General features: G+C 41.1%; 22 protein-coding genes, 1 tRNA gene and 1 other RNA gene. 19 read left to right on the top strand and 5 right to left on the bottom strand.

The annotated features are described in order from the left end of the window. Window positions 1–66 precede the first annotated feature (66 nt). Complete coding sequence (locus tag WF803_RS08460; protein WP_489611037.1) at window positions 67–1,065, bottom strand: MsnO8 family LLM class oxidoreductase; 999 nt, start codon at window positions 1,063–1,065, stop codon at window positions 67–69. Between the two features lie 191 nt (window positions 1,066–1,256). On the opposite strand from WF803_RS08460, the gene hrcA reads away from it, so the two are divergent. From hrcA to WF803_RS08495, 7 genes are all read left to right on the top strand, one after another. After that, window positions 1,257–2,333 (top strand): heat-inducible transcriptional repressor HrcA, encoded by a 1,077-nt coding sequence (hrcA, locus tag WF803_RS08465; protein ID WP_489611038.1) that lies wholly within the window; start codon window positions 1,257–1,259, stop codon window positions 2,331–2,333. Next, window positions 2,320–2,862: a nucleotide exchange factor GrpE gene (grpE, locus tag WF803_RS08470; protein WP_489611039.1), complete on the top strand. Its 543-nt coding sequence runs from the start codon at window positions 2,320–2,322 to the stop codon at window positions 2,860–2,862. The genes hrcA and grpE overlap by 14 nt, the downstream gene beginning before the upstream one ends. Window positions 2,863–2,891: 29 nt before the next feature. Next, complete coding sequence (dnaK, locus tag WF803_RS08475; protein ID WP_489611040.1) at window positions 2,892–4,718, top strand: molecular chaperone DnaK; 1,827 nt, start codon at window positions 2,892–2,894, stop codon at window positions 4,716–4,718. A gap of 81 nt (window positions 4,719–4,799) precedes the next feature. Next, window positions 4,800–5,951: a molecular chaperone DnaJ gene (gene dnaJ / locus WF803_RS08480; RefSeq protein WP_489611041.1), complete on the top strand. Its 1,152-nt coding sequence runs from the start codon at window positions 4,800–4,802 to the stop codon at window positions 5,949–5,951. A 142-nt stretch (window positions 5,952–6,093) separates the two neighbouring features. Beyond that, a complete protein-coding gene (gene lepA, locus WF803_RS08485; protein WP_489611920.1) occupies window positions 6,094–7,923 on the top strand; it encodes a translation elongation factor 4 in 1,830 nt (609 codons plus the stop codon). A gap of 230 nt (window positions 7,924–8,153) precedes the next feature. After that, window positions 8,154–8,238 (top strand) — tRNA-Leu (locus WF803_RS08490). Window positions 8,239–8,390: 152 nt separating this feature from the next. Further along, on the top strand, window positions 8,391–10,088 hold the full coding sequence (locus WF803_RS08495) for an IS1182 family transposase (RefSeq protein WP_489611042.1): 1,698 nt from the start codon (window positions 8,391–8,393) through the stop codon (window positions 10,086–10,088). On the opposite strand, the gene WF803_RS08500 is transcribed toward WF803_RS08495, so the two are convergent. Next, complete coding sequence (locus tag WF803_RS08500; RefSeq protein WP_489611043.1) at window positions 10,085–10,888, bottom strand: hypothetical protein; 804 nt, start codon at window positions 10,886–10,888, stop codon at window positions 10,085–10,087. The genes WF803_RS08495 and WF803_RS08500 overlap by 4 nt on opposite strands. A 119-nt stretch (window positions 10,889–11,007) precedes the next feature. Between WF803_RS08500 and gloA the strand changes: the two genes are divergently transcribed. From gloA to WF803_RS08530, 6 genes are all read left to right on the top strand, one after another. Next, window positions 11,008–11,388 carry a lactoylglutathione lyase gene (gloA, locus tag WF803_RS08505; protein ID WP_489611044.1) on the top strand — a complete coding sequence of 127 codons (381 nt, stop codon included), beginning with the start codon at window positions 11,008–11,010 and terminating at the stop codon, window positions 11,386–11,388. Between the two features lie 177 nt (window positions 11,389–11,565). Beyond that, on the top strand, window positions 11,566–13,290 hold the full coding sequence (locus tag WF803_RS08510) for an ABC transporter ATP-binding protein (protein WP_489611045.1): 1,725 nt from the start codon (window positions 11,566–11,568) through the stop codon (window positions 13,288–13,290). Next, complete coding sequence (locus tag WF803_RS08515) at window positions 13,283–15,091, top strand: ABC transporter ATP-binding protein (RefSeq protein WP_489611046.1); 1,809 nt, start codon at window positions 13,283–13,285, stop codon at window positions 15,089–15,091. Before WF803_RS08510 ends, WF803_RS08515 begins: the two co-directional genes overlap by 8 nt. A gap of 105 nt (window positions 15,092–15,196) precedes the next feature. Continuing rightward, window positions 15,197–16,876, top strand: a complete 1,680-nt coding sequence (locus WF803_RS08520) for a formate--tetrahydrofolate ligase (protein ID WP_489611047.1) — start codon at window positions 15,197–15,199, stop codon at window positions 16,874–16,876. Between the two features lie 74 nt (window positions 16,877–16,950). Further along, window positions 16,951–17,673: a pseudouridine synthase gene (locus WF803_RS08525; protein ID WP_489611048.1), complete on the top strand. Its 723-nt coding sequence runs from the start codon at window positions 16,951–16,953 to the stop codon at window positions 17,671–17,673. A 15-nt stretch (window positions 17,674–17,688) separates the two neighbouring features. Beyond that, a complete protein-coding gene (locus WF803_RS08530; protein ID WP_489611049.1) occupies window positions 17,689–18,135 on the top strand; it encodes a hypothetical protein in 447 nt (148 codons plus the stop codon). A gap of 18 nt (window positions 18,136–18,153) precedes the next feature. Here the strand turns inward: WF803_RS08530 and WF803_RS08535 are convergent, their stop codons facing one another. Next, window positions 18,154–19,158: a biotin--[acetyl-CoA-carboxylase] ligase gene (locus tag WF803_RS08535; protein WP_489611050.1), complete on the bottom strand. Its 1,005-nt coding sequence runs from the start codon at window positions 19,156–19,158 to the stop codon at window positions 18,154–18,156. Between the two features lie 2 nt (window positions 19,159–19,160). After that, the gene (locus WF803_RS08540) at window positions 19,161–19,793 is read right to left on the bottom strand and encodes an MBL fold metallo-hydrolase (protein ID WP_489611051.1); all 633 of its coding nucleotides are present in this window, start codon (window positions 19,791–19,793) and stop codon (window positions 19,161–19,163) included. Window positions 19,794–19,937: 144 nt separating this feature from the next. On the opposite strand from WF803_RS08540, the gene clpP reads away from it, so the two are divergent. Beyond that, window positions 19,938–20,552, top strand: coding sequence for an ATP-dependent Clp endopeptidase proteolytic subunit ClpP (gene clpP, locus WF803_RS08545; protein ID WP_489611921.1), 615 nt, complete (start codon window positions 19,938–19,940; stop codon window positions 20,550–20,552). Between the two features lie 103 nt (window positions 20,553–20,655). On the opposite strand, the gene ssrA is transcribed toward clpP, so the two are convergent. Then, window positions 20,656–21,013, bottom strand: a transfer-messenger RNA (tmRNA) gene (ssrA, locus tag WF803_RS08550). Between the two features lie 234 nt (window positions 21,014–21,247). On the opposite strand from ssrA, the gene WF803_RS08555 reads away from it, so the two are divergent. The 5 genes from WF803_RS08555 (at window position 21,248) to accB (ending at window position 24,679) form a co-directional block, all read left to right on the top strand. Beyond that, window positions 21,248–21,577 (top strand): DUF2187 family protein, encoded by a 330-nt coding sequence (locus WF803_RS08555; protein ID WP_489611052.1) that lies wholly within the window; start codon window positions 21,248–21,250, stop codon window positions 21,575–21,577. Between the two features lie 131 nt (window positions 21,578–21,708). Next, window positions 21,709–21,936 (top strand): acyl carrier protein, encoded by a 228-nt coding sequence (locus WF803_RS08560; RefSeq protein ID WP_489611053.1) that lies wholly within the window; start codon window positions 21,709–21,711, stop codon window positions 21,934–21,936. A gap of 97 nt (window positions 21,937–22,033) precedes the next feature. Further along, the gene (gene fabD, locus WF803_RS08565) at window positions 22,034–22,996 is read left to right on the top strand and encodes an ACP S-malonyltransferase (RefSeq protein WP_489611054.1); all 963 of its coding nucleotides are present in this window, start codon (window positions 22,034–22,036) and stop codon (window positions 22,994–22,996) included. A 14-nt stretch (window positions 22,997–23,010) separates the two neighbouring features. After that, window positions 23,011–24,249, top strand: coding sequence for a beta-ketoacyl-[acyl-carrier-protein] synthase family protein (locus WF803_RS08570; protein WP_489611055.1), 1,239 nt, complete (start codon window positions 23,011–23,013; stop codon window positions 24,247–24,249). Beyond that, on the top strand, window positions 24,242–24,679 hold the full coding sequence (gene accB, locus WF803_RS08575) for an acetyl-CoA carboxylase biotin carboxyl carrier protein (protein ID WP_489611056.1): 438 nt from the start codon (window positions 24,242–24,244) through the stop codon (window positions 24,677–24,679). Before WF803_RS08570 ends, accB begins: the two co-directional genes overlap by 8 nt. Window positions 24,680–24,727: the final 48 nt, after the last annotated feature.

Raw genomic sequence — 24,727 nt, forward strand, 5'->3', positions numbered from 1 at the left:
AAAAAGCTCAATGCCAAACAGCTGATTTGTTGGCATTGAGCTTTTATTTTTAACAACAGATCGACTTTACAAGAAAATTTCCTTTAATATTTCGTAACTGCGTAGGCGTTTTTCAAAAGGGAAAATCGGGGAGTAAATCATTAATTCATTAAAGCCGAAGCGCTCCTCCTCATCCGTCATTATTTTTTCAATGCTTTCCGGATCGCCTTTAATTAAGAAGCGATTCTCGTAAGCCTCTTCTAAGATATTTTCTTCTGCTGGGGTAAATTGATAGTCCTTAGCCTCCTCAGGTGTGAGTAAAGGATTTGGACCAGAACCTACTTGATTGACACGCTGAACTTCAATAGGTTTGGCGAGGTAGTTAGCTTCTTCTAGGGAATCAGCTGCAATAATTTGATAACTGGAGATAATATAAGGCTCCGTAAAAAAGGAACTGGGTTGAAAAGCATTACGATAGGCGTCAAAAACTCCAGGATCATTTTTGACGCCAAAAAATTTAGCGAAACTATAACCTAGGCCGAAGTCCCCAGCCTTTTTAGCAGAATTTCCCGTCGCTCCTAGTAGCCAGGGCAAGGCTTTAGTTTCAGGATTAGGGGTGACTTTCACACGACTGAGTATGGGGTCCTCTTTGGCCTCCCCCTCTAATAGGGCTAAAATTTTTTCTACGCGTTCATATTGATCGCTGGTTTTAACTTGCCGTCCCTCCGCTAAGGCTGTAATGGCATAATTCCCGCCACCAGCGGCGCGGCCGAGACCCAAGTCGACTCGTCCCGGTGCTAAGCTTGCTAACGTATTAAAAGTTTCGGCTAGCTTATAAGGGGCATAATGCATAATCATGGTGCCACCTGTCCCCACTCGGATTTGCTCTGTTTTAGCAGCGAGATAAGCAGCTGTAATTTCAGGTGCGGAACTTAAATGGTGGTCCATGCTATGGTGCTCGGCCATCCAGTGGCGGTGGTAACCCCAGTGATCCAGATGTTTGGCAAGGGTTATAGTATTAGTGAAGGCTTCTTCTTCATTGGCAGCTTTATTTATCGTAATGAGATCATGAACAGAAAGTCTCATTTGAATTCCTCCCTTAATAGTACTCTCTCTTATCATAAGATATCTTCTGCAAAAGTTCGACTATAAGTCTTTAAAAGCACTAGTTCTTACGCTGAAAATAAATCTTGACTAACATTGACATTCCCAAAAAACCATGATAACATATAGACATTAGCAGTTAGCCTCATCGAGTGCTAAAAGGGGTGAATAGGATGTTAACGATGCGCCAAGAGCAGATATTACTTAGCGTCATTGAAAACTATACACGCTTAAAGGAACCTGTTAGTTCAGTTGCGGTTGCCCAAACTTTACCTTTTAAAGTGAGTACAGCGACAATCCGCAATGAGATGGTTAAATTAGAAGTTGCTGGACTGCTAACGAAGGCCCATATCTCTTCAGGACGCATTCCGACAGAGTTTGGTTATCGGTATTTTGTCAATTATATTTTGCCCAAGCAGGCGGGCTATATTGACCTCGGCTTGAGTGACGAGCATCAGCATCGGATTGATGAGATTTTTGAAGCTTCCTATCTGCAATTGCCTGATCTCATGGCCCAAGCGACGGAGACACTTGCCGAATTAACTAATTTTGTGGCGATCACGATGGGGCCTAAATTATCTCAACATAAACTTATTGGCTTTCAGTTAGTTTTACTTAACCCTTACAAACTCATGTTGGTTTTGGCTACCGATCAAGGTGTGGTTGAAAATCAAATTATTTTACTTCCCGGTGCCATTTCCCATGAGGCAATTGATCAACTGACTCAACTTGTCCAAGATAGATTTATCGGTCAATGCATTCAGGAAATTGCCCCCGAGCTAAAGAAAACCTATTTTGACTATTTGGATAAGAATTTTCAAAGTCTCCTGCAACACGATTTGCTATTTGAACCTATTATTCAAAAAATTAAAGAGCAGCGTGTTCAAGTGGAAGGGGAAGAGCGTTTGGTTCGCTATCTGCTGGAAGCTGATTTAATTGATCAAATTGAAGGCTTGTATCAGTTTTTAGGGGACATCTCCCTGGTGACCGACTTACTTTCTACGCAAGTCGAGGGGATTGAAATCCGTTTTGGGAAGGAACTCCAAGATAAACGTTTAGAGAATTTTACTCTGGTCACGAGCTCTTTACAAGCTTTGCAAAATGATGATAATGTAAAACTAGCGGTGTTAGGTCCAGAAACGATGCCTTACTTGCATGTCACACGTCTCTTCCAAGGGATTCGGACAGCAATTAGTCAGCATATCGTGGACTATTTAAGACAGGAGGATCGCAAATTTGGACAAAAATGATAACTTAAAGGAAGATCAAACAAGAGAAGAAAATGCAGACGAAAAAACAACGGAAAAGCAGGAGCTTTCACCCTTAGAGGAAGAAAATGAAGAGCTTAAGGCAGATCTAGCCAAAAAGGAAGATCAAGTTTTGCGCTTGTCTGCTGAAATCCAAAATATGAATCGTCGGCAAGCCAAAGATCGGCAAGATCGTGAAAAATACCGTTCGCAAGCTCTGGCTACGGCACTGCTTGATTCCTTGGATAATTTAGAGCGTGCCTTGCAAATTGATAGTACGGATGAAGCCTCTGAAAATCTCAAGAAAGGGATTGAGATGGTGCACGAGAGTGTATTGGAAGCGATGAAACGAGAGGGGATTGAAGTGATCAATCCAGTAGGCGAAAAATTTGACCCTAACCTTCATCAATCTGTCAGTGCTGTGGATAAGAACGAGCAGTACGAACCGGAAGAAGTTGTTGAAGTTTTTCAAAAGGGCTATCGGTTAAAAGACCGTGTATTGCGACCAGCGATGGTTATTATTGCCCAGTAATTACATTTTATTATTAAGGAGAGGATAATATGTCTAAGATTATTGGTATTGACTTAGGAACCACAAACTCAGCAGTTTCTGTATTAGAAGGTGGAGAGCCGGTTATTATTCCTAACCCTGAAGGCAACCGGACGACCCCTTCTGTTGTATCCTTTAAAGATGGTGAAACGCAAGTTGGGGAAGTGGCAAAACGTCAAATGGTAACCAACCCTAATTCTGTCGCTTCGATTAAACGTCACATCGGCGAAAAAGGCTACAAAGCCCATGCCAATGATAAGGATTATTCACCTGAGCAAATTTCAGCTTACATCTTACAATACCTCAAAGGCTATGCTGAAGATTACCTAGGAGATAAAGTCACTAACGCAGTGATTACTGTCCCTGCATACTTTAACGATGCCCAACGGCAAGCAACGAAAGATGCCGGTAAGATTGCTGGTTTGACAGTTGATCGGATCGTTAATGAGCCAACTGCTGCCGCTTTAGCTTATGGTCTCGATAAAACTGAACAAGAAGAACGCGTTTTAGTGTTTGACTTGGGTGGCGGGACCTTCGACGTTTCTATTCTTGAACTTGGCGATGGCGTCTTTGATGTTTTGTCTACTAGCGGTGACAACAAACTGGGTGGAGACGACTTTGATGATCGCATCGTGGATTATCTTGTTGATCATTTCAAGAAGGAAAATGGCATTGATCTTACCAAGGATAAGATGGCTATGCAACGTCTAAAAGATGCTGCTGAAAAAGCGAAAAAAGATCTTTCTGGGGTGACTTCTACGCAAATTAGCTTGCCCTTCATTTCAGCAGGGGAAGCAGGTCCTTTGCACTTAGAACTTTCATTAACACGCGCTAAATTTAATGAACTGACCAGTGACCTTGTCGATCGTACCAAAGAACCTGTTCGTCGCTCATTGTCTGATGCGGGTATGAAAGCTAATGAAATTGATGAAGTTATTCTTGTCGGGGGGTCAACTCGTATTCCAGCCGTTGTTGAAGCTGTTAAATCCCTAACCGGCAAAGACCCTAACCGCTCTGTTAACCCTGATGAAGTTGTAGCCATGGGAGCTGCGATTCAAGGTGGGGTCATCACTGGCGATGTGAAAGATGTTGTCTTACTCGACGTGACCCCTCTTTCCTTAGGTATTGAAACCATGGGCGGTGTCTTCACCAAATTGATTGATCGCAACACGACGATTCCTACCTCTAAATCTCAAATCTTCTCAACTGCAGCTGATAACCAACCGGCCGTAGATATTCATGTTCTTCAAGGGGAACGCTCAATGGCTGCTGATAATAAAACTTTGGGACGCTTTCAATTAACGGATATTAACCCTGCCCCTCGTGGTATCCCACAAATTGAAGTGACCTTTGATATTGATAAGAACGGTATTGTCAATGTTAGCGCTAAGGACAAAGGAACAGGTAAAGAACAAGCTATTACGATTAAATCTAATTCCGGCTTAACTGATGATGAAATTGATCGCATGATGAAAGATGCAGAAGCCAACGCAGAAGCCGATGAAAAGCGTAAAGAAGAAGCTGATTTGAGAAATGAAGTTGAACAGCTCATTTTCCAAACAGATAAGACCACTAAAGATGTGGAAGGAAAAGTAGATCAAGCCGATATTGATAAGGCTAAAGCTTTGCGTGATGAATTGAAGGAAGCCAGCGAAAAAGATGATCTTGAAGCCATGAAGGCGAAGAAAGATGAACTGAGCGAAGTTCTTCAAGATATGACGGTTAAACTCTATCAACAAGCGCAAGCCGAACAAGAACAAGCTACCGGTCAAACGGACGATAAAGGCGAAAATGATGACTCCATGGATGCCGACTTTGAAGAAGTAGACGATGAATAAATACTTTAAATTCAAAAGCTCCCTGAGAGACCTTGGCAGGGAGCTTTCTTTTATGAAGAGAAAGGAGGGGGCATAAGGCTCATGCAAAAAGACTATTATGATATCCTAGGGCTTGACCGAGATGCTAGCCAGTCCGACATTAAACGTGCTTATCGCAAATTATCAAAAAAATACCACCCCGATGTGAATGATAGTCCCGATGCCGAGAAAAAATTTAAGGAAGTCGCTGAAGCTTATGAAGTATTAGGCAATGAACAAAAACGCCAGCAATATGACCAATTTGGCCAAGCAGGTGGTGGCTTTGATCAACAAGGCGGCTTTGGAGGCGCCGGGGGCTATCAGTCCTTCTCTGGCGGTGACTTTGAAGATATATTCAGCCAGTTCTTTGGTGGCGGTGGTGGCTTTGGAGGTTTCCAAGGCCGGCAAATGAATCCGAATGCTCCTAAAGAAGGAGAGGACCTTCAATATACTTTAGATCTTAGTTTTAAAGAAGCTATTTTTGGTATTGAGAAGACCATTAAGTACAAAAGAGAAGAAGAATGTGAGGTTTGCCACGGCAGCAAAGCGCAGCCAGGAACGGCAGCCAAACGTTGTCAGACGTGTAATGGTCGCGGTGTTGTGAACGAAACCCGCAATACTGCCTTTGGTCGTATGCAGACACAAGCCGTCTGTCCTGATTGTGGCGGGACAGGAGAAATTATTGAACATAAATGTGAAGCTTGCCATGGGAGTGGCCGGCAAAACAAAACTCATTCTGTCAAAGTCACGATTCCAGCAGGTGTTGAAGATGGGCAGAGTATGCGCCTTAAAGACCAAGGGAATGCCGGCTATAATCGCGGGCCGAATGGGGACTTATTCGTTGTTTTCCGTGTGAAAGAAAGCACCGTTTTTGGACGGCAAGGTCCTGAAATATTCTTCGAATTACCGATCAATTTTGCCCAAGCCGCCTTAGGTGATGAAATTGAGGTGCCTACTGTTCACGGGAAAGTAAAAATGAAGATTCCAGCCGGAACTCAGTCTGGGGATACGCTCAGACTAAAAGGTAAGGGTGCCCCCCGTCTTAAAGGAAATGGGACAGGTGACCAGCATGTGACCGTCAAAGTCATCACTCCTAAGCATCTTAATGATGACCAAAGAGAGGCTTTGCGTGCCTTTGCGACAGCGAGCGGGGATAATGTTACCGAAGAAGAACAAAATTTCTTTGATAAGTTAAGAAGAGCTTTTAAAGATTAGTATAAAAGGAGGCAGTTGCTGGCTGCCTCCTTCATTTTGGTTTTATATTTATTTGAAAGACCTTGAGGAAATCATGGAATTCCATTAAAATGAAAGAGGGATATTCTCATTGATGAGATAAGGAGAGAGCATTTTGACAAATATACCTAATATTTCTGTTTTAAAAGATCGCCAAAAACAAATCAGGAATTTTTCAATTGTTGCCCATATTGACCACGGGAAATCGACCTTGGCAGATCGTATTCTACAGCAAACGGGGACCGTGTCGGATCGTGATATGCATGATCAACTCCTTGATTCCATGGAATTGGAACAAGAACGCGGTATTACCATTAAACTAAATGCTGTCGAACTCACTTATAAGGCCAATGATGGGGAAGAGTATATTTTCCATCTTATTGATACACCAGGGCATGTCGACTTTTCCTATGAGGTTTCTAGAAGTTTGGCTGCCTGTGAGGGTGCGATTTTAGTGGTTGATGCCGCTCAGGGAATCGAGGCCCAGACATTGGCAAATGTTTACTTGGCCATTGAAAATGACCTTGAACTCTTGCCGGTCGTCAATAAAATCGACTTACCGGCTGCTAATCCTGAACATGCGATTCAAGAAATCGAGGATATTATTGGCCTAGATGGCGATTCAGCCGTTTTAGCGAGCGCTAAGACAGGTGTAGGTATTGACGAGATTTTAGAAAAAATTGTAGAACTTATTCCCGCGCCAGAAGGTGACATTGAAGCGCCTTTACAAGCTCTAATTTTTGACTCGATCTATGATACTTACAAAGGGGTTATCCTTAGCATTCGTGTCAAGAAAGGCCTATTGCAAGTCGGCGATACCATTCAATTAATGTCCAATGGCAAGGAATTTGAAGTGACGGAACTGGGCGTGATGTCGCCGATTCCTGTACCACGTGATTATTTAATGGCGGGGGATGTGGGCTATTTAGCCGCTAGCATCAAAACAATTCAAGACACGCAAGTGGGCGATACGGTCACATTAGCCGAGCGGCCGGCAGAAAAAGCCTTGCCAGGTTACCGGCAATTAAATCCCATGGTCTATTGTGGCTTGTACCCTGTCGATTCTGATGACTATGTTGACCTGAGAGAAGCTTTAGAAAAGTTAAAGCTTAATGACGCCGCGTTAGAGTTTGAAGCTGAAAGTTCCCAGGCTTTAGGCTTCGGTTTTCGCTGTGGTTTTTTAGGTTTATTGCATATGGACGTGACTCAGGAGCGCCTAGAGCGGGATTTTGGTTTAGATCTAATTATTACGGCGCCTTCTGTGATTTACCGTGCTCACACTACCGATGGGGAAGTACTGGCCGTATCTAACCCTTCTGAAATGCCTGATCAAACTAATTTGGACTATATTGAAGAACCTTATGTGAAGGCTGAAATTATGGTGCCGCAAGATTACGTTGGACCGGTGATGGAATTATGCCAACGTAAGCGGGGCGATTTTATTACGATGCAGTACTTAGATGATGTTCGTGTTAACATTATCTATAGCCTACCTCTAGCTGAAGTCATTTTTGATTTCTTTGATCGTTTAAAATCGAATACACGGGGCTATGCCTCTTTGGATTATGAAATTTCTGGCTACCAAAAGAGCAAGCTGGTGAAATTAGATGTCTTGCTTAACGGTAATGTCATTGATGCCCTCAGTAGTATTGTTCATACCGATTTTGCTTATGAACGCGGGCAAAAATTAGCCAGTAAATTAAAAGAAGTTATTCCGCGCCAGCAATTTGAAGTGCCCATTCAAGCAGCGATTGGGAATAAAGTTATTTCTCGAACCAATATTAAAGCCATGCGAAAAAATGTTCTAGCAAAATGCTATGGTGGTGACGTTTCTAGGAAACGTAAATTACTTGAGAAACAAAAGGCTGGGAAGAAGCGGATGAAAGCCATCGGTTCTGTTGAAGTGCCTCAAGAAGCTTTCCTAGCGATTTTGGACATGGATAGTGAGGAGTAGGCCTTTAAAAGTAGAAGAAAGCTTCAATCCCTACCCTGTCATAGCAGATTGAAGCTTTCCTTTCTGTTATACTTTTCGCTTTTTGATTGAGGTTTTGCCTGTCTAGGGCGGATCAAATCTGGCTAAATGAGGCCAAAAATAACTTTCACCATAGACTTTCAAAATAATTTCAAGATTCCCTTGCAAATTAAATGGGAATCACGTATAATCAAATATGTTGAAAAGATTACGCGGATATGGCGGAATAGGCAGACGCGCTACCTTGAGGGGGTAGTGAGCGAAACGCTCGTGCAGGTTCGACTCCTGTTATCCGCATAAAAAGGGGCTGGGAAAAAACTCAGTCTCAGAATATAAAAAACGCATCAATTTATTTCGAAAATAAATTGATGCGTTTTGATATTTTATAAAGACAAAGCGAGTTCCAAGCCTTATAATAAAAGGTAAGCAAACCGAAGGAGGAACTCGCTTTGTATCAAAATTATACCACAATGGAAACAGCTTTAACACTAAAATTAGATTTTACGATTCCTGAGGACCATGAAGCTCGGCTGATCAGCCGATTTGTCGACTCGATTCCTACGGAAATTATTCTGGAAGACACTTCTCATACGGGACGTCCTGCTTTTCATCCAGCAATGCTATTAAAGATGTGTTTATTTGCCTATAGTCGATCAACGTTTTCAGGTCGAAAAATTGAACGAATGAATGAAGAATCTATTCCGATGAAATGGCTAACGGGCGATACCCCAGTTTGCTACAAGACGATCAATAACTTTCGTTCAAGCGAACATGCCTCGAACTTGATCAAGTATGCTTTTATCCTTTTCACCATGCTGCTGAGGGACAATGGTTTAATCCACCCAGAGGCTTTATTTATCGATGGGACAAAAATTCAAGCGGATGCGAACATCTATAGTTTTACTTGGCGAAGAGCGATTGAACGCTATGAAGCGAAGCTCAATGAAAATGTTTCGAGTTTATATGAGGAACTTATTCAAACGAATGTCGATATCGCCTTGACCGAAGAAGAATTAACGACTTCTGATGGGATTGAAAAAATTATTGCGTGTCTTGATGAAGCAATCGAAGAGGTTGAAAGCAAAATTGAAAATGAGACGACCATTCCTAAAGGAGGTTCTCGACACAAGCGACGTCGTCGCACGCTTAAAAAGCACCGGAATCGATGTATGAAGGATTTCTTACCCCGAAAACAGAAATACGAGGAAGCAAACGCACGATTTAATGGCAGAAACAGTTTTTCAAAAACGGACCCCGATGCCACCTTTATGTGTATGAAAGAAGATCCCATGAAAAATCGGGAGTTAAAGCCTGGCTATAATCTCCAAGTTGCTTCAAGTCATCAATATATTATTGACTTTGATATTTTCCCGAACCCTACCGATACGCGCACCCTCATTCCGTTTTTAAAAACAATCCCAACGCTTGATCTGTTCCAATATATTGTTGCGGATGCGGGTTATGGGAGTGAAGAGAATTATATGGCGATTATCGATGACTTTGAGAAAGTCCCTTTGATTCCTTACGGAATGTATCATAAAGAACAAAGTAAAAAATATCGAAACCAATCCAAGCATCGTGAGAACTGGCACTATCATGCGGCTGAAGATTCCTATACGGATTTAGATGGCGTTCATTTTAGTTTTTCATATTATCGTACGCGAAAAGATAAAAAAGGTTTCCAAAGACAGTTTAAAGTCTATCAAGCCGATACTGAACAAATGGATGAGCGTTTAAATGAGCTTGCGAAAACTCCGACAGGACGTCAGCGCCAGACGGCGGTCAATCTTAATTGGGAATATTTTAAGCACCAAGCAAAAGAGAATTTAGAAAGCACACCTGGAAAAGAAATCTATGCGCAACGTAAAATTGACATAGAGACCGTTTTCGGACGGATGAAAGGTGTCTTTGGTATGCGCAGAACACATGTGAGAGGCAAACAAAGCGTGTATAATGATATCGGAATGATGCTGATGAGCATGAATTTAACGAAATTAGCCCTTAAAGCTCGGCGAAGAGCAGAAGCTCTTCGTAATCATTTCTCTAAAAGTAAAAAATGCACTGAAGGAATCCAAATATGGATAACTTCAATGCATTTTTTATTATTTAGGGCGACTTATTTCCCAGCCCCTTTTTGTTGGTACTAGTAAATGATATTCCCTAATAAGAAGCCAGCTAAAATGACAACAGCAATGGTGATAATACTAGAATAGTAATTATTAACCATTTTAACCTTTGTAATATACATATAATAGAGTAAGGGGATCGAAAATAATAGGGTAGCGAGTTCCAACAGTAGTAGGAAAACAATAAAGATTGAAGTCAGTAAAGGGGCAAAGAGACTTAAGATACTAGCGAGTAAACTCACTGGTAAGGATAGGGTATTGATACCCAAAAAAATGGATAGCCACTGTGTGTTTGCTATCTTTTGCTTAAAGATAAACGAAACAAAAAAATGAGTCATTGCGGCTATTAACCATAACCAGACAAAGCCAAAAACAAAAGTTTTTAAGAAAAAAACCCAAGGGACAAAGCTAATATCTAATTGTGGTAAAATCGAGAGGCTTGATAGCCAGTCATAGTGGGATAAGACAAAGCGAAACAGGGAGGTAAAACTAATGGCGTTCAACAAAGCTAAAAGGGTCAGGGCAATAAGACCATAAATATTGCTTTGATTTTCTTCCTGTTGAATACTCTTAATAGGGTTTCTTAGGTGGGCGAGAAAAAGTCGGCCTAAATTTTTACTTTGTTCTTTTAAAGTTTGGGTGCGAGAAGGTTTCGTCCTCTTTTCTTCCGGTTTTTCCTTATTTTGCTCTGGTTTGTCTTGATCCGAAAAAATAACATCAGCTTCTGTTTCAATGATGTTGCCACAATGTGGGCAAACTAGGTCCTGCTGATCGATTTTATTATAGCAGTGTGCACATCTCATCGTTAACTTTCCTTTCATCTTCTTATAAATCTAGCATAGCTTAAAGTAGGCCCAACTACAAGCAGCGCTTGACCTTCAAGGGGTATTATTTCCCTTCTTTAGGTCCAACAAGTTATAATATAAAGAGGAGGGATAAAATGTTTGTTGATCATACTTGCATTAGAGTTCAAGATTTAGAAAAATCCAAGCAATTTTACGAAGCTGCCTTTGGTTTTCAAGTCGTTAATACGAAAGATTTTCCTGAGGACAAATTCACGTTGTGTTATCTCGCTTTACCCGATTCAAATTACAAATTAGAATTAACCTATAACTACGACCATGAAGCCTATGATCTCGGTAATGGCTATGGTCATATTGCGATTGTGGTTGATGATGTTAAGGCGCTAAGAAAGAAACATGTAGATCTTGGTTTTGAGCCAACCGAGTTGTCTGGCTTACCAGGGGAAGACCCCTTTTATTACTTTGTCTCTGATCCCGACGGATATAAAATTGAAGTGATCGATAAGAGTGGCCTTTAATTCAAGCTGGCTCACTTTATAAGGGATACAAAGCAAGACTAGCTCTTGCTTTTTTGCTTTCATTGGTTATATCACAATGCAAAAACAAATTATTAGAAAAAAGTCTTCGCTTCTACTATAGTAGGAGTTGACTCAATTATATTTAAGTAAAATATTTATTTTGGAAGTAGGGATACAATGATTAGATTATGGCGAATGATGTCTACAAAAAAAGTAGTCCTGATATTATTACTCACTCTACTGGAAGCAACCTCATTTTTATTACTCCCCACTTTAGCCTCTGATGCTTTGAATCGTAGTGCTGGAGCAAGTTCTCGGGGACCTGTATTGATCATTGGGACGATTATGGCGCTAGCTACGATAGTGGCGATTGTGTTAGGAGTCATTGCGACACGACTCAGTGCGCAGGAATCACAAGGTTTAGGGAACAGTTTAAGGAAAAGCTTATTTAAAAAAGTATTATCCTTTTCACAAGAAGAATTGGTGCAATTTCAAACTTCGACACTACTGACACGTACCACGAATGATGTTATGCAAATTCAAATGGTGACGATGATGATGCTTCGTTTAATTATCATGTCACCATTGATTATGATTGTCTCTTTTTTCTTTGCTTTTCAGCGAGAAAGTCAGTTGGCTTGGATTTTTGCCATTACCTTGCCGCTCATTATTTTGTTTGCTTCGATTGTTTTAAAATTTGCTAGTCCGGTGTTTCGTTCAATCCAAAAAAAGACGGACCGGCTTAATAAAGTATTTAGGGAAGGTTTAACAGGGATCCGTGTCATCCGTGCCTTTGGAACCACACATTATGAAGAAAAACGTTTTGATGATGCCAATAAAGATTTCCGCGATACGATTATTCTAGCTAACTCGATTTTAGCCTTAATTTTACCGGGCATGTTACTTGTTATTTGTGTCGCCAATACTTTAATTTTTACCAATGGGAGCCACCTTATTGCCGCCAATAAAATGGAAATTGGGAATCTGATTGCTTTTATTCAATATGGGGTGCAGGTTCTTTTTTCCGTCTTACAGATGGCGATGATTTTATTCTTCCTCCCACGAGCACAAGTTTCTGCCGAACGAATTTTAGAGATTATGGATACTGATATTAAAATCCAAGATCAGCAGGAGGCGCTCGATTTTCCTACCGATGAACCGGTCACTTTATCTTTTTCAAACGTTGATTTTTGCTTTCCGGGTGCCCAGCGTCCCGCGCTTAAAGGAATTAATTTTAAAGCCAAAGCGGGTGATACGATTGCGGTGATCGGTGGGACCGGATCTGGGAAAACGACATTGGCTAAATTACTGCCCAGGCTCTATGATACAACCGCTGGTGAAATTAAAGTAAATGGGCACAATATAAAAGCCTATAAGCAAGCTGAACTAAGGAAGCATATTGGTTATGCACCGCAAAATGCCTTATTATTTCATGGCACCATAGCCAGTAACGTTCGCTATGGGAAGCCTGAGGCCAGTGAGGAAGATATCTGGGACGCTTTAAATATTGCTCAGGCTGAATTTGTCGATGATTTGCCGGAGAAATTAGATTCTCGTGTCGAACAGCGCGGGCAAAACTTCTCTGGTGGCCAAAGGCAAAGATTGAGTATTGCGCGGGCTATTGTTGGGCAGCCAGCCATTTACATTTTTGATGACTCATTTTCTGCTTTGGATTATCAAACGGACTATCAATTACGCGAAGCCTTACGCCCTCTTGCTCAAAATGCGATTACTATGATTATAGCCCAGCGTGTTAATACGGTCATGAATGCTGACCAAATTTTAGTCCTTGATAATGGGAAAATTGTAGGGACAGGCACTCATGAGGAGCTTAAGGCTAACAATAAAATTTACAAAGATATTGTTCATTCTCAAATGAAAGGGGGAGACGACGATGAGTAAAGAAAAAATTACGAATGAAAATATGAGGCATCAGGCCAATCATTTTTGGAAGACTACTAAGCGACTGTTTTCTTATATGAAGCAGCGACGTTGGTGGATGATTCTTGTGTTTATTATGGCAGCTATTTCTGCACTTTTAAGTGCTCAATTGCCTCGGATCATGGGCCAAATTACAACAATTATTTACGATGGCATTAAAAAAGGCTGGTCCTCGGCTGATCATCGTTATCTCATTAATTTCAACTTAGTTTATAAAACAATTGTTGTTTTAGTGATCTGCTACATTCTATCGGCAGTCTTCCGTTATTTCCAGCAGTTTATTATGGCGCGCGTATCCCAGCACACCGTTTACGATTTACGGAAGGAAATTAAGGAAAAGATGGGGCGTCTACCCATAAGTTATTTTGATACGCATTCGACCGGTGATGTTTTATCACGAGCTATTAATGATATGGACCAAATTGCAAATAACCTTAACCAATCGCTCACTCAAATTGTTACCAGTATCGTCCAATTTATCGCAATTTTGGTTACGATGTTTTTTATGAGTGGGAAATTGACCTTTGCAATCCTGGTCATGATTCCTTTGAATATTATCATTATTAAGTATGTCGCTCCACGTGCGCAAAAGCAGTTTGCTAAACGGCAAAAAGACCTCGGAATGGTCAATGATTATGTAGAAGAAATGTATACGGGACAAAACATTATTAAAATTTACAATGCTGAAGCTGCCACTGAAGAAGAGATGATCACCCGGAGTGATGAATTAAATCATGCCTCTTGGCAAGCTGAATACTACGCCGGTATTATGAACCCCTTAGTTGGTTCGGCTAAAAATGTGAGTTATGTTTTGATTGCCACAATTGGTGGCTTAGAAATAATAAACGGTAGCATCACGATTGGGACCGTGCAATCCTTCCTTCAATATGCCAACCAATTCAGTCAACCTTTCCGTCAGTTAGCCCAGTTAGCAAATACCATCCAAATTACTATTGCTGCCGCAGAACGCGTCTTCGAAATTTTGGATGAAGAAGAAATGAAGCAACCAGAAGGCTTACCTGATATTTCTAAACCCACTTATAAGATTTCCTTTGAACATGTTGACTTTGGCTATAAGCCTGACCAATTGCTGATGGAAGACTTTAATTTAAATGTCCAAGCAGGAGAGATGGTGGCGATTGTGGGCCCAACCGGTGCTGGTAAGACAACACTGATTAATCTTATTGAGCGCTTTTATGAAGTTGATGGTGGGGCCATTCGGTATGAGGGTCGCGATATTCGTAACATGTCTCAACAAGAATTGCGCAAGCATTTTTCCATGGTTCTCCAAGAAACTTGGCTGTTTAATGGAACGATCTTTGAAAATCTACGCTATGGGAGTTTCGAAGCTTCCGATTCCGATGTGATGACAGCCTCAAAAGCAGCACACGTTGATGATTTTGTGGCTAGTCTTCCCGATGGCTATGAAACGATTTTAACCGAAGATGGAACGAATATTTCCCAAGGTCAGCGGCAATTACTCACGATTGCCCGAGCCTTCTTAAAAGACCCTGATGTCTTGATTTTAGATGAGGCAACATCCAATGTAGACACGCGGACAGAAATTTTAATTCAGCAAGCTATGAATCGACTGCTCAAAGGTCGAACCAGCTTTGTCGTGGCCCATCGACTATCAACCATTCGCGATGCGGATAAAATTATTGTCATGGATCAAGGGCACATTATTGAACAGGGGAATCATGAGGAATTGATGGCTAAACAAGGCTTTTATGCCAATCTGTACGAGGCTCAGTTCAAGTAAAACATTTCACATGAAATAATTTTCATAAATTCATAGGGTTTCGATTTTAATTTATGGAATCTATGTTATAATGAAATTAACTCAAATGTAGGAGGTATAAGTTGAATGTTAACTGATATTCAGATTGCACAACAAAATGAACCTAAACTTATTACCGAAATTGGTAAAGAGTTAGGTTTCGAAGCCACTGATTTAGACCAATTTGGTCTTTACAAGGCTAAATTACCACAACGTACCTTGGATAAAATCAAGGACAAAGAAAATGGTAAATTAGTCCTCGTTACAGCAATTAACCCAACAGCTGCTGGTGAAGGGAAAACCACTGTAACGGTTGGCTTGGGCGACGCCATGCAAAAAATCGGTAAGAAAACCGTTATTGCTTTGCGTGAACCATCCTTTGGCCCAACATTTGGTATTAAAGGTGGGGCTGCTGGTGGTGGCTATGCTCAAGTTGTTCCAATGGATGAAATCAACACTCACTTCACTGGTGATATGCACGCCATCACCACCGCAAACAACTTGCTCTCTGCTGTAATTGATAACCACATTCACCAAGGTAACGACTTGAACATCGATGCTCGTCGTGTAACTTGGAAACGTGTTGTTGACATGAACGACCGTGCCCTACGTAATGTTGTCGTAGGTCTTGGCGGACCTGCAAATGGCTACCCACGTCAAGATGGCTTTGACATTACTGTTGCTTCTGAAGTAATGGCAGCACTTTGCCTAGCTACTGACCTTGAAGATTTGAAAGAACGCTTCGGCCGTATCGTCATTGGTTCCAATAAAGACAAAGAACCTGTAACCGTTAAGGAATTAGGTTGCCAAGGCGCAATGGCTCTTATCATGAAAGATGCTATTGAACCTAACCTTGTTCAAACTCTTGAACACACCCCTGCATTCGTCCATGGTGGGCCATTCGCAAATATTGCTCATGGTTGCAACTCTATTATTGCAACACAAGCTGCTCTTAAATTAGGTGACTACGCCATCACTGAGGCTGGCTTTGGTGCTGACCTTGGTGGCGAAAAATTCATGGACATTGTCGCACCTGCCTTAGGTAAAACACCTGATGTCGTAGTTATTGTAACGACTGTTCGTTCCATGAAGATGCATGGTGGCGTACCTAAGAAAGAATTAAAAGACCATGGTGAAGACGTCGAAGCCGTTAAACGTGGTGTTGTTAACCTTGAAAAACACATTGAAACAATGCAAGGTTACAACGTTCCTGTTATCGTTGCGCTAAACGAATTTATCGACGATACGGAAGCTGAAATTAAAGCTGTTGAAGATGTTGTTGCTGCTAAGGGTGTTGAAGTTGTTAACACCTCTGTATGGGAAAATGGTGGCGACGGTGGGGTTGATCTCGCTAAAGCCGTTGTTAAAGCGACCGAAGGCGAAGCACCCGAATTCAAGCCATTGTACGATACAGAAACAACCAGCATTAAAGAAAAAATTGATGCCATTGTAACTCAGGTTTACGGTGGTAAAGGTGCCGTTTACTCCAAGAAGGCTGAAAAACAAATTAAAGAATTTGAAAAGAATGGTTGGGGACACCTACCAATCTGCATGGCTAAAACGCAATACTCCTTAACCGATGATGCAACCAAAGTTGCTCGTCCTGAAGACTTTGAAATTACTATTCGGGAATTCGTACCTAAGATTGGTGCTGGCTTCCTTGTAGCACTTTCCGGTAATGTAATGACCATGCCTGGTCTACCTAAAGTTCCTGCAGCTATGAAGATGGATGTCAAGGAAAACGGAGAGATTGTAGGACTATTCTAAGAGGAATATTCTCTAAGCTGGTGGCGCGATAAGTCACCAGCTTATTTTTTTCTAGTAGAGGGGAGCTTATACTGATGCGTCTGGATAAGTTTTTAGCTAATATGACACTTTACAGCCGTAAAGATAGTAAAAATATACTCCGAGAAGGGCGTGTCATGGTTAATGGCAACATGAAAAAGTCCCCAAAGACAAAAATCAATCCCAATAGAGATCATATCACTCTTGATGGTGAAATTATTCCCTATAAGCCTTTTGTTTATTATTTATTAAACAAACCTCAAGGGGTGATCAGTAGTACCAAGGCTGAAATTGACCCTTTGGTGACACAATTTTTACCGGATGAAATTGTCCAAATCTACGCTCCCTTTCCAGTAGGTCGCTTGGATAAGGATACGGAAGGCTTATTACTATTGACGAATGATGGTGAGTTTACCCATCGAGCATTGTCTCCTAAATACGGGATTAAAAAAGTATATGAGGCTGTGATAGCTGGTCAGATGATTGAAAAAGATGCTGAAAAATTCCAGGCTGGAATTATTTTGGAAGATGGTGAGGCATGCTTGCCTGCTGAATTAAAGCTTTTAGAGCATCACTCCAAGGAAAGGGATCGGGTGCAAATTACTATTCAAGAAGGGAAATTCCATCAAATTAAGCGTATGTGTCAAGCTATCGGTAAGCCGGTATTAAACTTACGCCGAATTTCAATGGGTGCTCTGAATTTACCTGAGGACTTACACGTTGGTGAAGTGCGAGAATTGACTCAGAGTCTTGTTTATGAAAAAGTCCTAGGAGAGTAATGAGGGGAGAAGACAATGACAGAGATCTATACCGTATATTGGGAAAATAAGCGTGATGATGTTAGAAAGAAACATGGCAGTTTTCCTAGTGAAGAGCAAGCTGTATTAGGTATTAAAACGTGGTGGGAAATTGAAAAAGATCATTACCGCGATGTTCATTATGAGAGAACCAATACTGGGGCCCTTGAAATCACCTATATCGAAAGTCAGCCTTATTATGTGTACCGCATTGAAAAAGAAACAATCGCCGGGGAGCTCCCCAGTACAAAATATCGCTTACGATCGGCAAACGAAATAAAAGCTAAGCGCCAGCAATTGGGCTTAGCTGAAAATGAATTTTTATTCGATGAGCTTTCAGAGCCTTACAGGGATCGGATTCTAACGGCTATCCCTGATGCTACTCGAGTTAAAAATTATTGTTATGATTCTAGTGGCCGCATTATTAAGAAAGTTTCTGAATAGGGGCTTTTAGCCTAGGGTTTAATGCTTCGTAAATTGCTTACTCCCTAGGCTAATCTCTTGCCCATATAAAGTTTCTAATTTACCAGCTTTATTTTTAACTTGAAGATGCCCAAGATCATTGATTCCTAGTATTGTTCCTTCTCGCTCTTGACCTTGTATCTGATAAGTGATGTGCTGATGAAGGCCCATGAGATGATTTCGATAAGGCGACAGAAACAATCTTTTGGAAAAATGTTCTTGAAAATAGAAGAAATGGGTTAAAAATTCTAAGAAAAACTGATTAATATTAAAATGCTCAGGCGCTTCGGCGCCAAATAGCGTACCGGCCACAGCTTTTACATCTGAAGTGGCTTGGTCAAAGTCACCATATAAATTAAGGCCTAGACCAATAATGAGATGGGTGATGTCATTGGTCTCAACATCTGTTTGCATTTCCGTCAAAATGCCTGCTATTTTTTTCCTGTCATAAAATATATCATTTACCCATTTGATCAGCAATTGCTGGGGAACATAATCTTCTAAAGTTAAAACTAAACTCGCGGCTGTTAAAATGGTGTAGAGGGGAATTTCTTCCATACCAATGTTCTTTGGTTTGATCGCAAGTGATAAATAGTATCCCCCGGCTAAATTTGAATAAAATTTTTTGCCACGGCGGCCTCGACCTTGGGTTTGTTTTTTGGCGACCAGGAGACTGCCTTCTGCATATTGCTCCGGCACAAAAAGCCCTTTGACCAATTCATTCGTTGAGGTCACTTCTTCTTTAAAGTAAATGTTTAGCGGGATACCGCGTTGGTTCATTAATAGTCTGAGTAGGCCAGGATGGAAATTTTTAGGATAGGCCAACAGACAATAGCCCTTTTTTGTTTTGGAGGTAATTTCAAAGCCTTCTTTACGATATTTTTGGATGGCTTTCCAAATTGCATTTCGTGATAAGCCCAGACTATCGGCCAGCTTTTGTCCCGATGTATAACTGTCTTTGTTTTCTAATAAATATTTTAAAACTGGATTTTGTTCGTTTAACATTGTTAGCCTTGTGGTTTAATATTTTGCAAGTAAGGATTTTCTAATTTTTCCGAAGATAAATCAGTATTGGCACCGTGGCCTGGATAAATTAATGTTTTTTCGGGTAGTGGAAGAATTTTTTCTTGTAGGGTATGGACTAAGGCTTCGGGATCCCCCAAGATCAGATCCGTTCGCCCCACGGCCTGCTTAAACAAGACATCACCACTAAAAATACAATTTTCCTTGGAGAAATAATAGCTAACATGGCCAGGTGAATGACCGGGAGTTTCTAAAACATCAATAGGGGTGGGTAAAAGGTTTAAAGTTTCTTCCTTTTCAATATAATAGTCAGCTGGTTGGCGGACAATATTTAAAGGCCCAGATAAATTTAAGTTGGGGTCACCTAAAAGCTCTTTATCGCGAATTCCAAGATAGATGGGGGCGTTTGTAAAGTTAGCGACTTGGTCGAGTACCAGAATATGATCGTAGTGGCCGTGGGTCAGAAGAATGGCTTTGATATTGAGGTGATGATCTTCGATATAGGCTTTAAGCTCATCAAATTTTCCGCTGGGATCGATAACGATGCCTTCCTGCCCGATGCTAACAATATAGCAATTGGTTGAGAGTGGGCCCGCAACAATTTTTTTTATCTCCATTGAACAAACTCCTTTGTGACTGATTAATATCGCATTAAATCATTTTCATCATAACACGAAAACTTGAATTAGGAAAAATTATCTCCTTATAGGATCATATATGTTGACCTTTATTGACCAATAAGTTATAGTAAGGTAGTAGAAATAAAGGAGGAAAATAATATGAATTTAGTTCCTACAGTGATCGAACAATCTGCTCATGGCGAACGCGCCTATGATATCTATTCACGCTTATTAAAAGACCGTATTATTATGATGAGTGGTGAATTTAATGATGCAATGGCAAACTCGGTGATCGCCCAACTACTATTCCTAGATGCCCAAGATCCTGACAAAGATATTTATATCTATATTAACTCACCCGGTGGTTCTGTGACCGCTGGCTTAGCCATCTATGACACGATGAACTTTGTTTCAGCAGATGTGGTGACGATTGTAACGGGAATGGCTGCTTCAATGGGTTCAATTATTGCTATGGCTGGTGAAAAAGGTAAAAGATATGCCTTGCCTAATTCTGAAGTTCTCATTCACCAACCTCTTGGTGGGACCCAAGGACAAGCGACTGAGATTGAAATTGCTGCCCGCCACATCCTTCAAACCAAGGAACGTCTCAACCAAATTATTGCTAACTCGACAGGTCAAAGTTTGGAGCAAATTCACAAAGACACGGACCGTGACCATTGGATGACTGCTGAGGAAGCGAAAGATTATGGAATTATTGATGAGATTATGTCATCAAGTAAAAAATTAAACCAATAGCATGTGATCAAGCCAAGCACTACGCAAAATGTGCTTGGCTTTTATTTTTGCCATAAAAAACCGTCCAGTTCAGCTTTTTAAGCTGCTCGGACGGCTAATTCTGGAATGGAGATGAGGGGAGTCGAACCCCTGTCCAGACATTCCAATTATAAAGCTTTTACAATCATAGTTGATGATTTATTTAGTTCCCCTAGGGCTCCTCAACACACCCATAGGTTCACGTACCTGGTTAAGTTCTTCCCCTCACCTCAGGTGGTGGCTTGGGGTATAGCCTACTGCAATAGGACCAGACACTAACACATAGGCGATGCTAGGCTGATCTTAGCATGCTGCTAGGCAGCAAATGCTAAAGTTTGACTTTCTTGTTTGTCAATTAAGTTTAAGTAGCGTTTTTGCGAAGTCGCAACCTTCGGAATGTAGCTCTACATTGGGGCGTGCCTGTCGAATTCCGGAACATCCCCAGTACAATGTCTATTGTATCATTTTTAATACGATAAAACAAATGCTAGCCCATTTTAGGGTTAAAGGACACCAGCAATTTTATAGGAGCCTTTAAAAATGAATTAATTAGTAGCTAAAAATAATAATTTTAACATATTTTATGTGTTAATGCTAGGGTAAATTTGAGTAATTCTTAGGTCTATGGTAAAATATAGACAGACAAATTTTATTATTGGATGGGATGAGAAAATATTATGACAAAACAAATTAATCCAAAAGTCCAAGAACGAATTGAGGGGGAGTTGCGGCGGGGAACGAGTAAATCTCGGATAGCCACCATCATTGATATGACCTATGATGAGGCTTCGGAAGTTATTGATCAGGTCAAGGCCTCGATTCGTCCAGATGTTGGTGATGTAATCAAATTTTACTTTCGTGAGCATCCAATGACAGGTATTATTGTTAAGTTGTTAACCAATTCAGCTGTCGTTAAGATTTATTGGGAAAAATCAGCAATTGAAATGCTTGATATTTGTGAAGAACGCACCATCGTTAACTTCAAAGACATAGAAGAATTTATTTAAAATTTTATCTTAAAGACTGAGCTAAAGACTACTGTTCAGGTGGTCTTTATTTTTTTTCTAATAAATTGACATTTTCTAATAGATAAACTATGCTTTATCCAAGTACTTATTTCACTTAAGGAGGCGTATTGATGACTACTTTTGAAAAAATCCAAAAAATTATTGTTGAACAATTAGACCTAAGACCCGAGGATGTTAAACCCGCAACTAGTATGCAAGATGGCCTGGATGCTGATAGTCTTGACATTTTTCAAATTATTAATGATATTGAGGATGAATTTGATATCACGATTGATGAGGATGAAGTTGACCTAAAAACGATTCAAGATATCGTTGACTTTGTTGATCAAAAGAAATAATCTGGGTATTTGCCTTAGATAATAGTTAGTATTCGAGAGCGATGGCGTATGAGTGCCCCATCGCTCACTTGTTTTTAAAAGATAAAAGGACTGAAAAGTGGAAAAAGTAGCTTTTATTTATAGTGGCCAGGGTGCTCAGCATACTAAAATGGGTTGGGATATTTTAAAAGCCTATCCCGAGTATAATGAACTTTTTTCTAGAGCAGAGAAGGTACTGGGTTACGACCTGAAAGAGATTATTTATGAAGGGGGTAAGACGTTGGATGATACTCGTTTTACCCAACCGGCCTTATTTGTTGTTGAAGTGATGCTTACCAAAATACTGCAGAAAGCGGGCATTCAGCCTAGTGTGGCGGCTGGTTTAAGTTTAGGAGAATATTCGGCTCTCGTTGGGGCAAAAAAACTCTCATTTATTGAGGGCTTGGCCTTAGTGGCCAGGCGCGGCCAGGTAATGAGTGAAGCAGTTCAGTGTCTACACGAAGAGACCGGCATGGCAGCTATCATAGGGGCTCAGCCAGCAGATATTATTTCTATTTGCCGAACTGTTTCTAATGCTGACTTGGGTTTTGTTGGGCCCACAAATTTCAATTCGCCAATGCAAACAGTGATTTCCGGAACTATGCCTGCCATGGCTGCCGTAGAAGTTAAGCTGAAGGATAAAGTCCGCTGTAAAGTAATTCCTTTAGGGGTATCCGGTCCATTCCACACACCTTTAATGGCTAAAGCTGCGCAAAAATTTGATACAGCAGTCCAAGAAACCCATTTTTCAGATAGTGCTATTCCGGTCTATAGTAATGTAACAGGTAAGATCCATGAAGCTTCCAGTATAAAAGCTCATTTAGTGCAGCAAATGTACCAGCCTGTGCAATGGTATGATATTATAAAAGCGATGCATCAGGTGGGGATCAATACTTTCGTGGAAGTGGGGCCAGGCAAGGTATTAAGTCGCCTAGTGAAGCAAGCAATACCCAAGAGCTGTCGCTTTCAAACAGGAAAATTAACTTCCTTGGAGGAGACAATTGCTCATTTTCAGGAAGCTGACAGTTACCGGGCTAAGTAAGGATGGTGTGAATTTTGTTCAAACGTGTCGTCGTTACAGGCATAGGGGCCGTCTCTCCTATTGGACTTAATAAAAAGCAGTTTTGGGACCATTTACTGGCGGGCCAGCAAGGTATTGTTTCTACTTCTGAAGCATGGGCTAAAAAGTTGGGCTGCCACTTACTGAGCCCAATTAGAGATTTTAAACCTGAAGAATTTTGGCCCAAAAAACAAGTTCGGCAAATGGACCGTTTCAGCCAGTTCGCCTTACTAGCAGCTATGGAAGCTTTGACTAATGCTAATTTCACTCGGCAGCCGTCAGACCTTGGCCTCTATATGGGGACCAGCTTAGGGGGCGTGTCTAGTTTTTATGACAATACGGTCAAAGGACTTCGTAAAGGCTTTAAACGTGTTCATCCCTTACTTTTGCCCATGATGATGCCTAATATGGCGGCTGGTAATATTGCCGAACACTTAAGCATTAAGGGCTCCGTCCAAACATTGAGTACCTCTTGTTGTGCCGCAAATGATGCCATCGGCCACGCCTACCAAGCTATTCGCCAGGGTGAAGCAGTGGCGATGCTAGCCGGGGCTAGCGAAGCTCCTATTAATGAAACGATTATTGCGGGGTTTATGAATCTTCAAGCCCTTACTCCTAGCGCTAGCCCTAGTCGCGGGCTAATTCCCTTTGACCAAGAACGACAAGGTTTTGTGATGGGAGAAGGTTCAGGCATGTTAGTCTTAGAGGAGTATGATCATGCGAAGGCAAGAGGGGCTCATATTTATGCCGAGTTGGCGGGCTATGGAGCCAGTAATGATGCCTACCATTTAACCGCCCCAGATCCTTCTGCGAACGGAGCTTTAGCTTCTTTAACTGCTGCCTTGCAAACAGGTGGCGTTTCGATTTCTCAGTTAGGTTATATTAATGCTCATGGTACGGGGACACCATTAAACGATCGTTTAGAAACTGTGGCTTTTAAAAAATTACTTGGCGAATATTTTGATCAAGTCAAAATTTCCTCGATTAAAGCTTCGATTGGACATCTTCTCGGTGCCGGAGGCGCCTTGGAAGCTATTGCTACTATTTTGGCTTTAGACCATCAGGTTTTGCCGCAAACAATCAATTATAAAAAACCAGATCCTGATTGTTGTGCTGACAATCTTGTCAAAAATCAACCTTTGGCAGCTGAAGTTGAAGTTGCTTTATCGCATTCTTTAGGTTTCGGTGGACAAAATAGTTCACTTTGCTTTAAAAGGATAGATATGAATGGATAAAAAAGATCTGAAAGAAATAATAGCCTTGTTTGAAGCTTCAAATCTCCAGCAAATGATTTACAAAGCTCCGGATTGTGAACTCAAATTATCAAAAAATGCTACTCCTTTATATGCTAACGAAAGTCAAGCAATAGAAGGGAAGACGGAGCTTGATGAAACTTCCTCTGATGAAGAAAGGGACGAACGGTTGCTGGCTGTGCGTAGTCCGCTGGTCGGTGTCGTTTACCAATCACCCTCTCCAGATGAGCCAGCTTTTGTTCAAATTGGCGATTCTGTCAAAAAAGGGGATACGGTTTGCATTATTGAAACGATGAAGATTATGAATGAAATTCCTGCACCCTGTGATGGCGAAATACAAGAAGTTTCAGTGCAGGATGAACAAGTTGTCGAGTATGATCAAGTGCTGGTAAAGATTAAACCTTCTCATTAAAGCAATCTTTAAGCAGCAGATCAGTTAACTGTAGGCGAAAGAAGGAAC

Source organism: Aerococcus sp. BD502 (assembly GCF_057919555.1).

What these genes read in the sequence shown, in the direction of transcription:
- WF803_RS08460 (WP_489611037.1), bottom strand. Translation starts at nt 1,065, where the DNA reads ATGAGACTTTCTGTTCATGATCTCATTACGATAAATAAAGCTGCCAAT.
- hrcA (WP_489611038.1), top strand. Translation starts at nt 1,257, where the DNA reads ATGTTAACGATGCGCCAAGAGCAGATATTACTTAGCGTCATTGAAAAC.
- dnaK (WP_489611040.1), top strand. Translation starts at nt 2,892, where the DNA reads ATGTCTAAGATTATTGGTATTGACTTAGGAACCACAAACTCAGCAGTT.
- dnaJ (WP_489611041.1), top strand. Translation starts at nt 4,800, where the DNA reads ATGCAAAAAGACTATTATGATATCCTAGGGCTTGACCGAGATGCTAGC.
- WF803_RS08500 (WP_489611043.1), bottom strand. Translation starts at nt 10,888, where the DNA reads ATGAAAGGAAAGTTAACGATGAGATGTGCACACTGCTATAATAAAATC.
- gloA (WP_489611044.1), top strand. Translation starts at nt 11,008, where the DNA reads ATGTTTGTTGATCATACTTGCATTAGAGTTCAAGATTTAGAAAAATCC.
- WF803_RS08510 (WP_489611045.1), top strand. Translation starts at nt 11,566, where the DNA reads ATGATTAGATTATGGCGAATGATGTCTACAAAAAAAGTAGTCCTGATA.
- WF803_RS08515 (WP_489611046.1), top strand. Translation starts at nt 13,283, where the DNA reads ATGAGTAAAGAAAAAATTACGAATGAAAATATGAGGCATCAGGCCAAT.
- WF803_RS08520 (WP_489611047.1), top strand. Translation starts at nt 15,197, where the DNA reads ATGTTAACTGATATTCAGATTGCACAACAAAATGAACCTAAACTTATT.
- WF803_RS08525 (WP_489611048.1), top strand. Translation starts at nt 16,951, where the DNA reads ATGCGTCTGGATAAGTTTTTAGCTAATATGACACTTTACAGCCGTAAA.
- WF803_RS08530 (WP_489611049.1), top strand. Translation starts at nt 17,689, where the DNA reads ATGACAGAGATCTATACCGTATATTGGGAAAATAAGCGTGATGATGTT.
- WF803_RS08535 (WP_489611050.1), bottom strand. Translation starts at nt 19,158, where the DNA reads ATGTTAAACGAACAAAATCCAGTTTTAAAATATTTATTAGAAAACAAA.
- WF803_RS08540 (WP_489611051.1), bottom strand. Translation starts at nt 19,793, where the DNA reads ATGGAGATAAAAAAAATTGTTGCGGGCCCACTCTCAACCAATTGCTAT.
- WF803_RS08555 (WP_489611052.1), top strand. Translation starts at nt 21,248, where the DNA reads ATGACAAAACAAATTAATCCAAAAGTCCAAGAACGAATTGAGGGGGAG.
- WF803_RS08560 (WP_489611053.1), top strand. Translation starts at nt 21,709, where the DNA reads ATGACTACTTTTGAAAAAATCCAAAAAATTATTGTTGAACAATTAGAC.
- accB (WP_489611056.1), top strand. Translation starts at nt 24,242, where the DNA reads ATGGATAAAAAAGATCTGAAAGAAATAATAGCCTTGTTTGAAGCTTCA.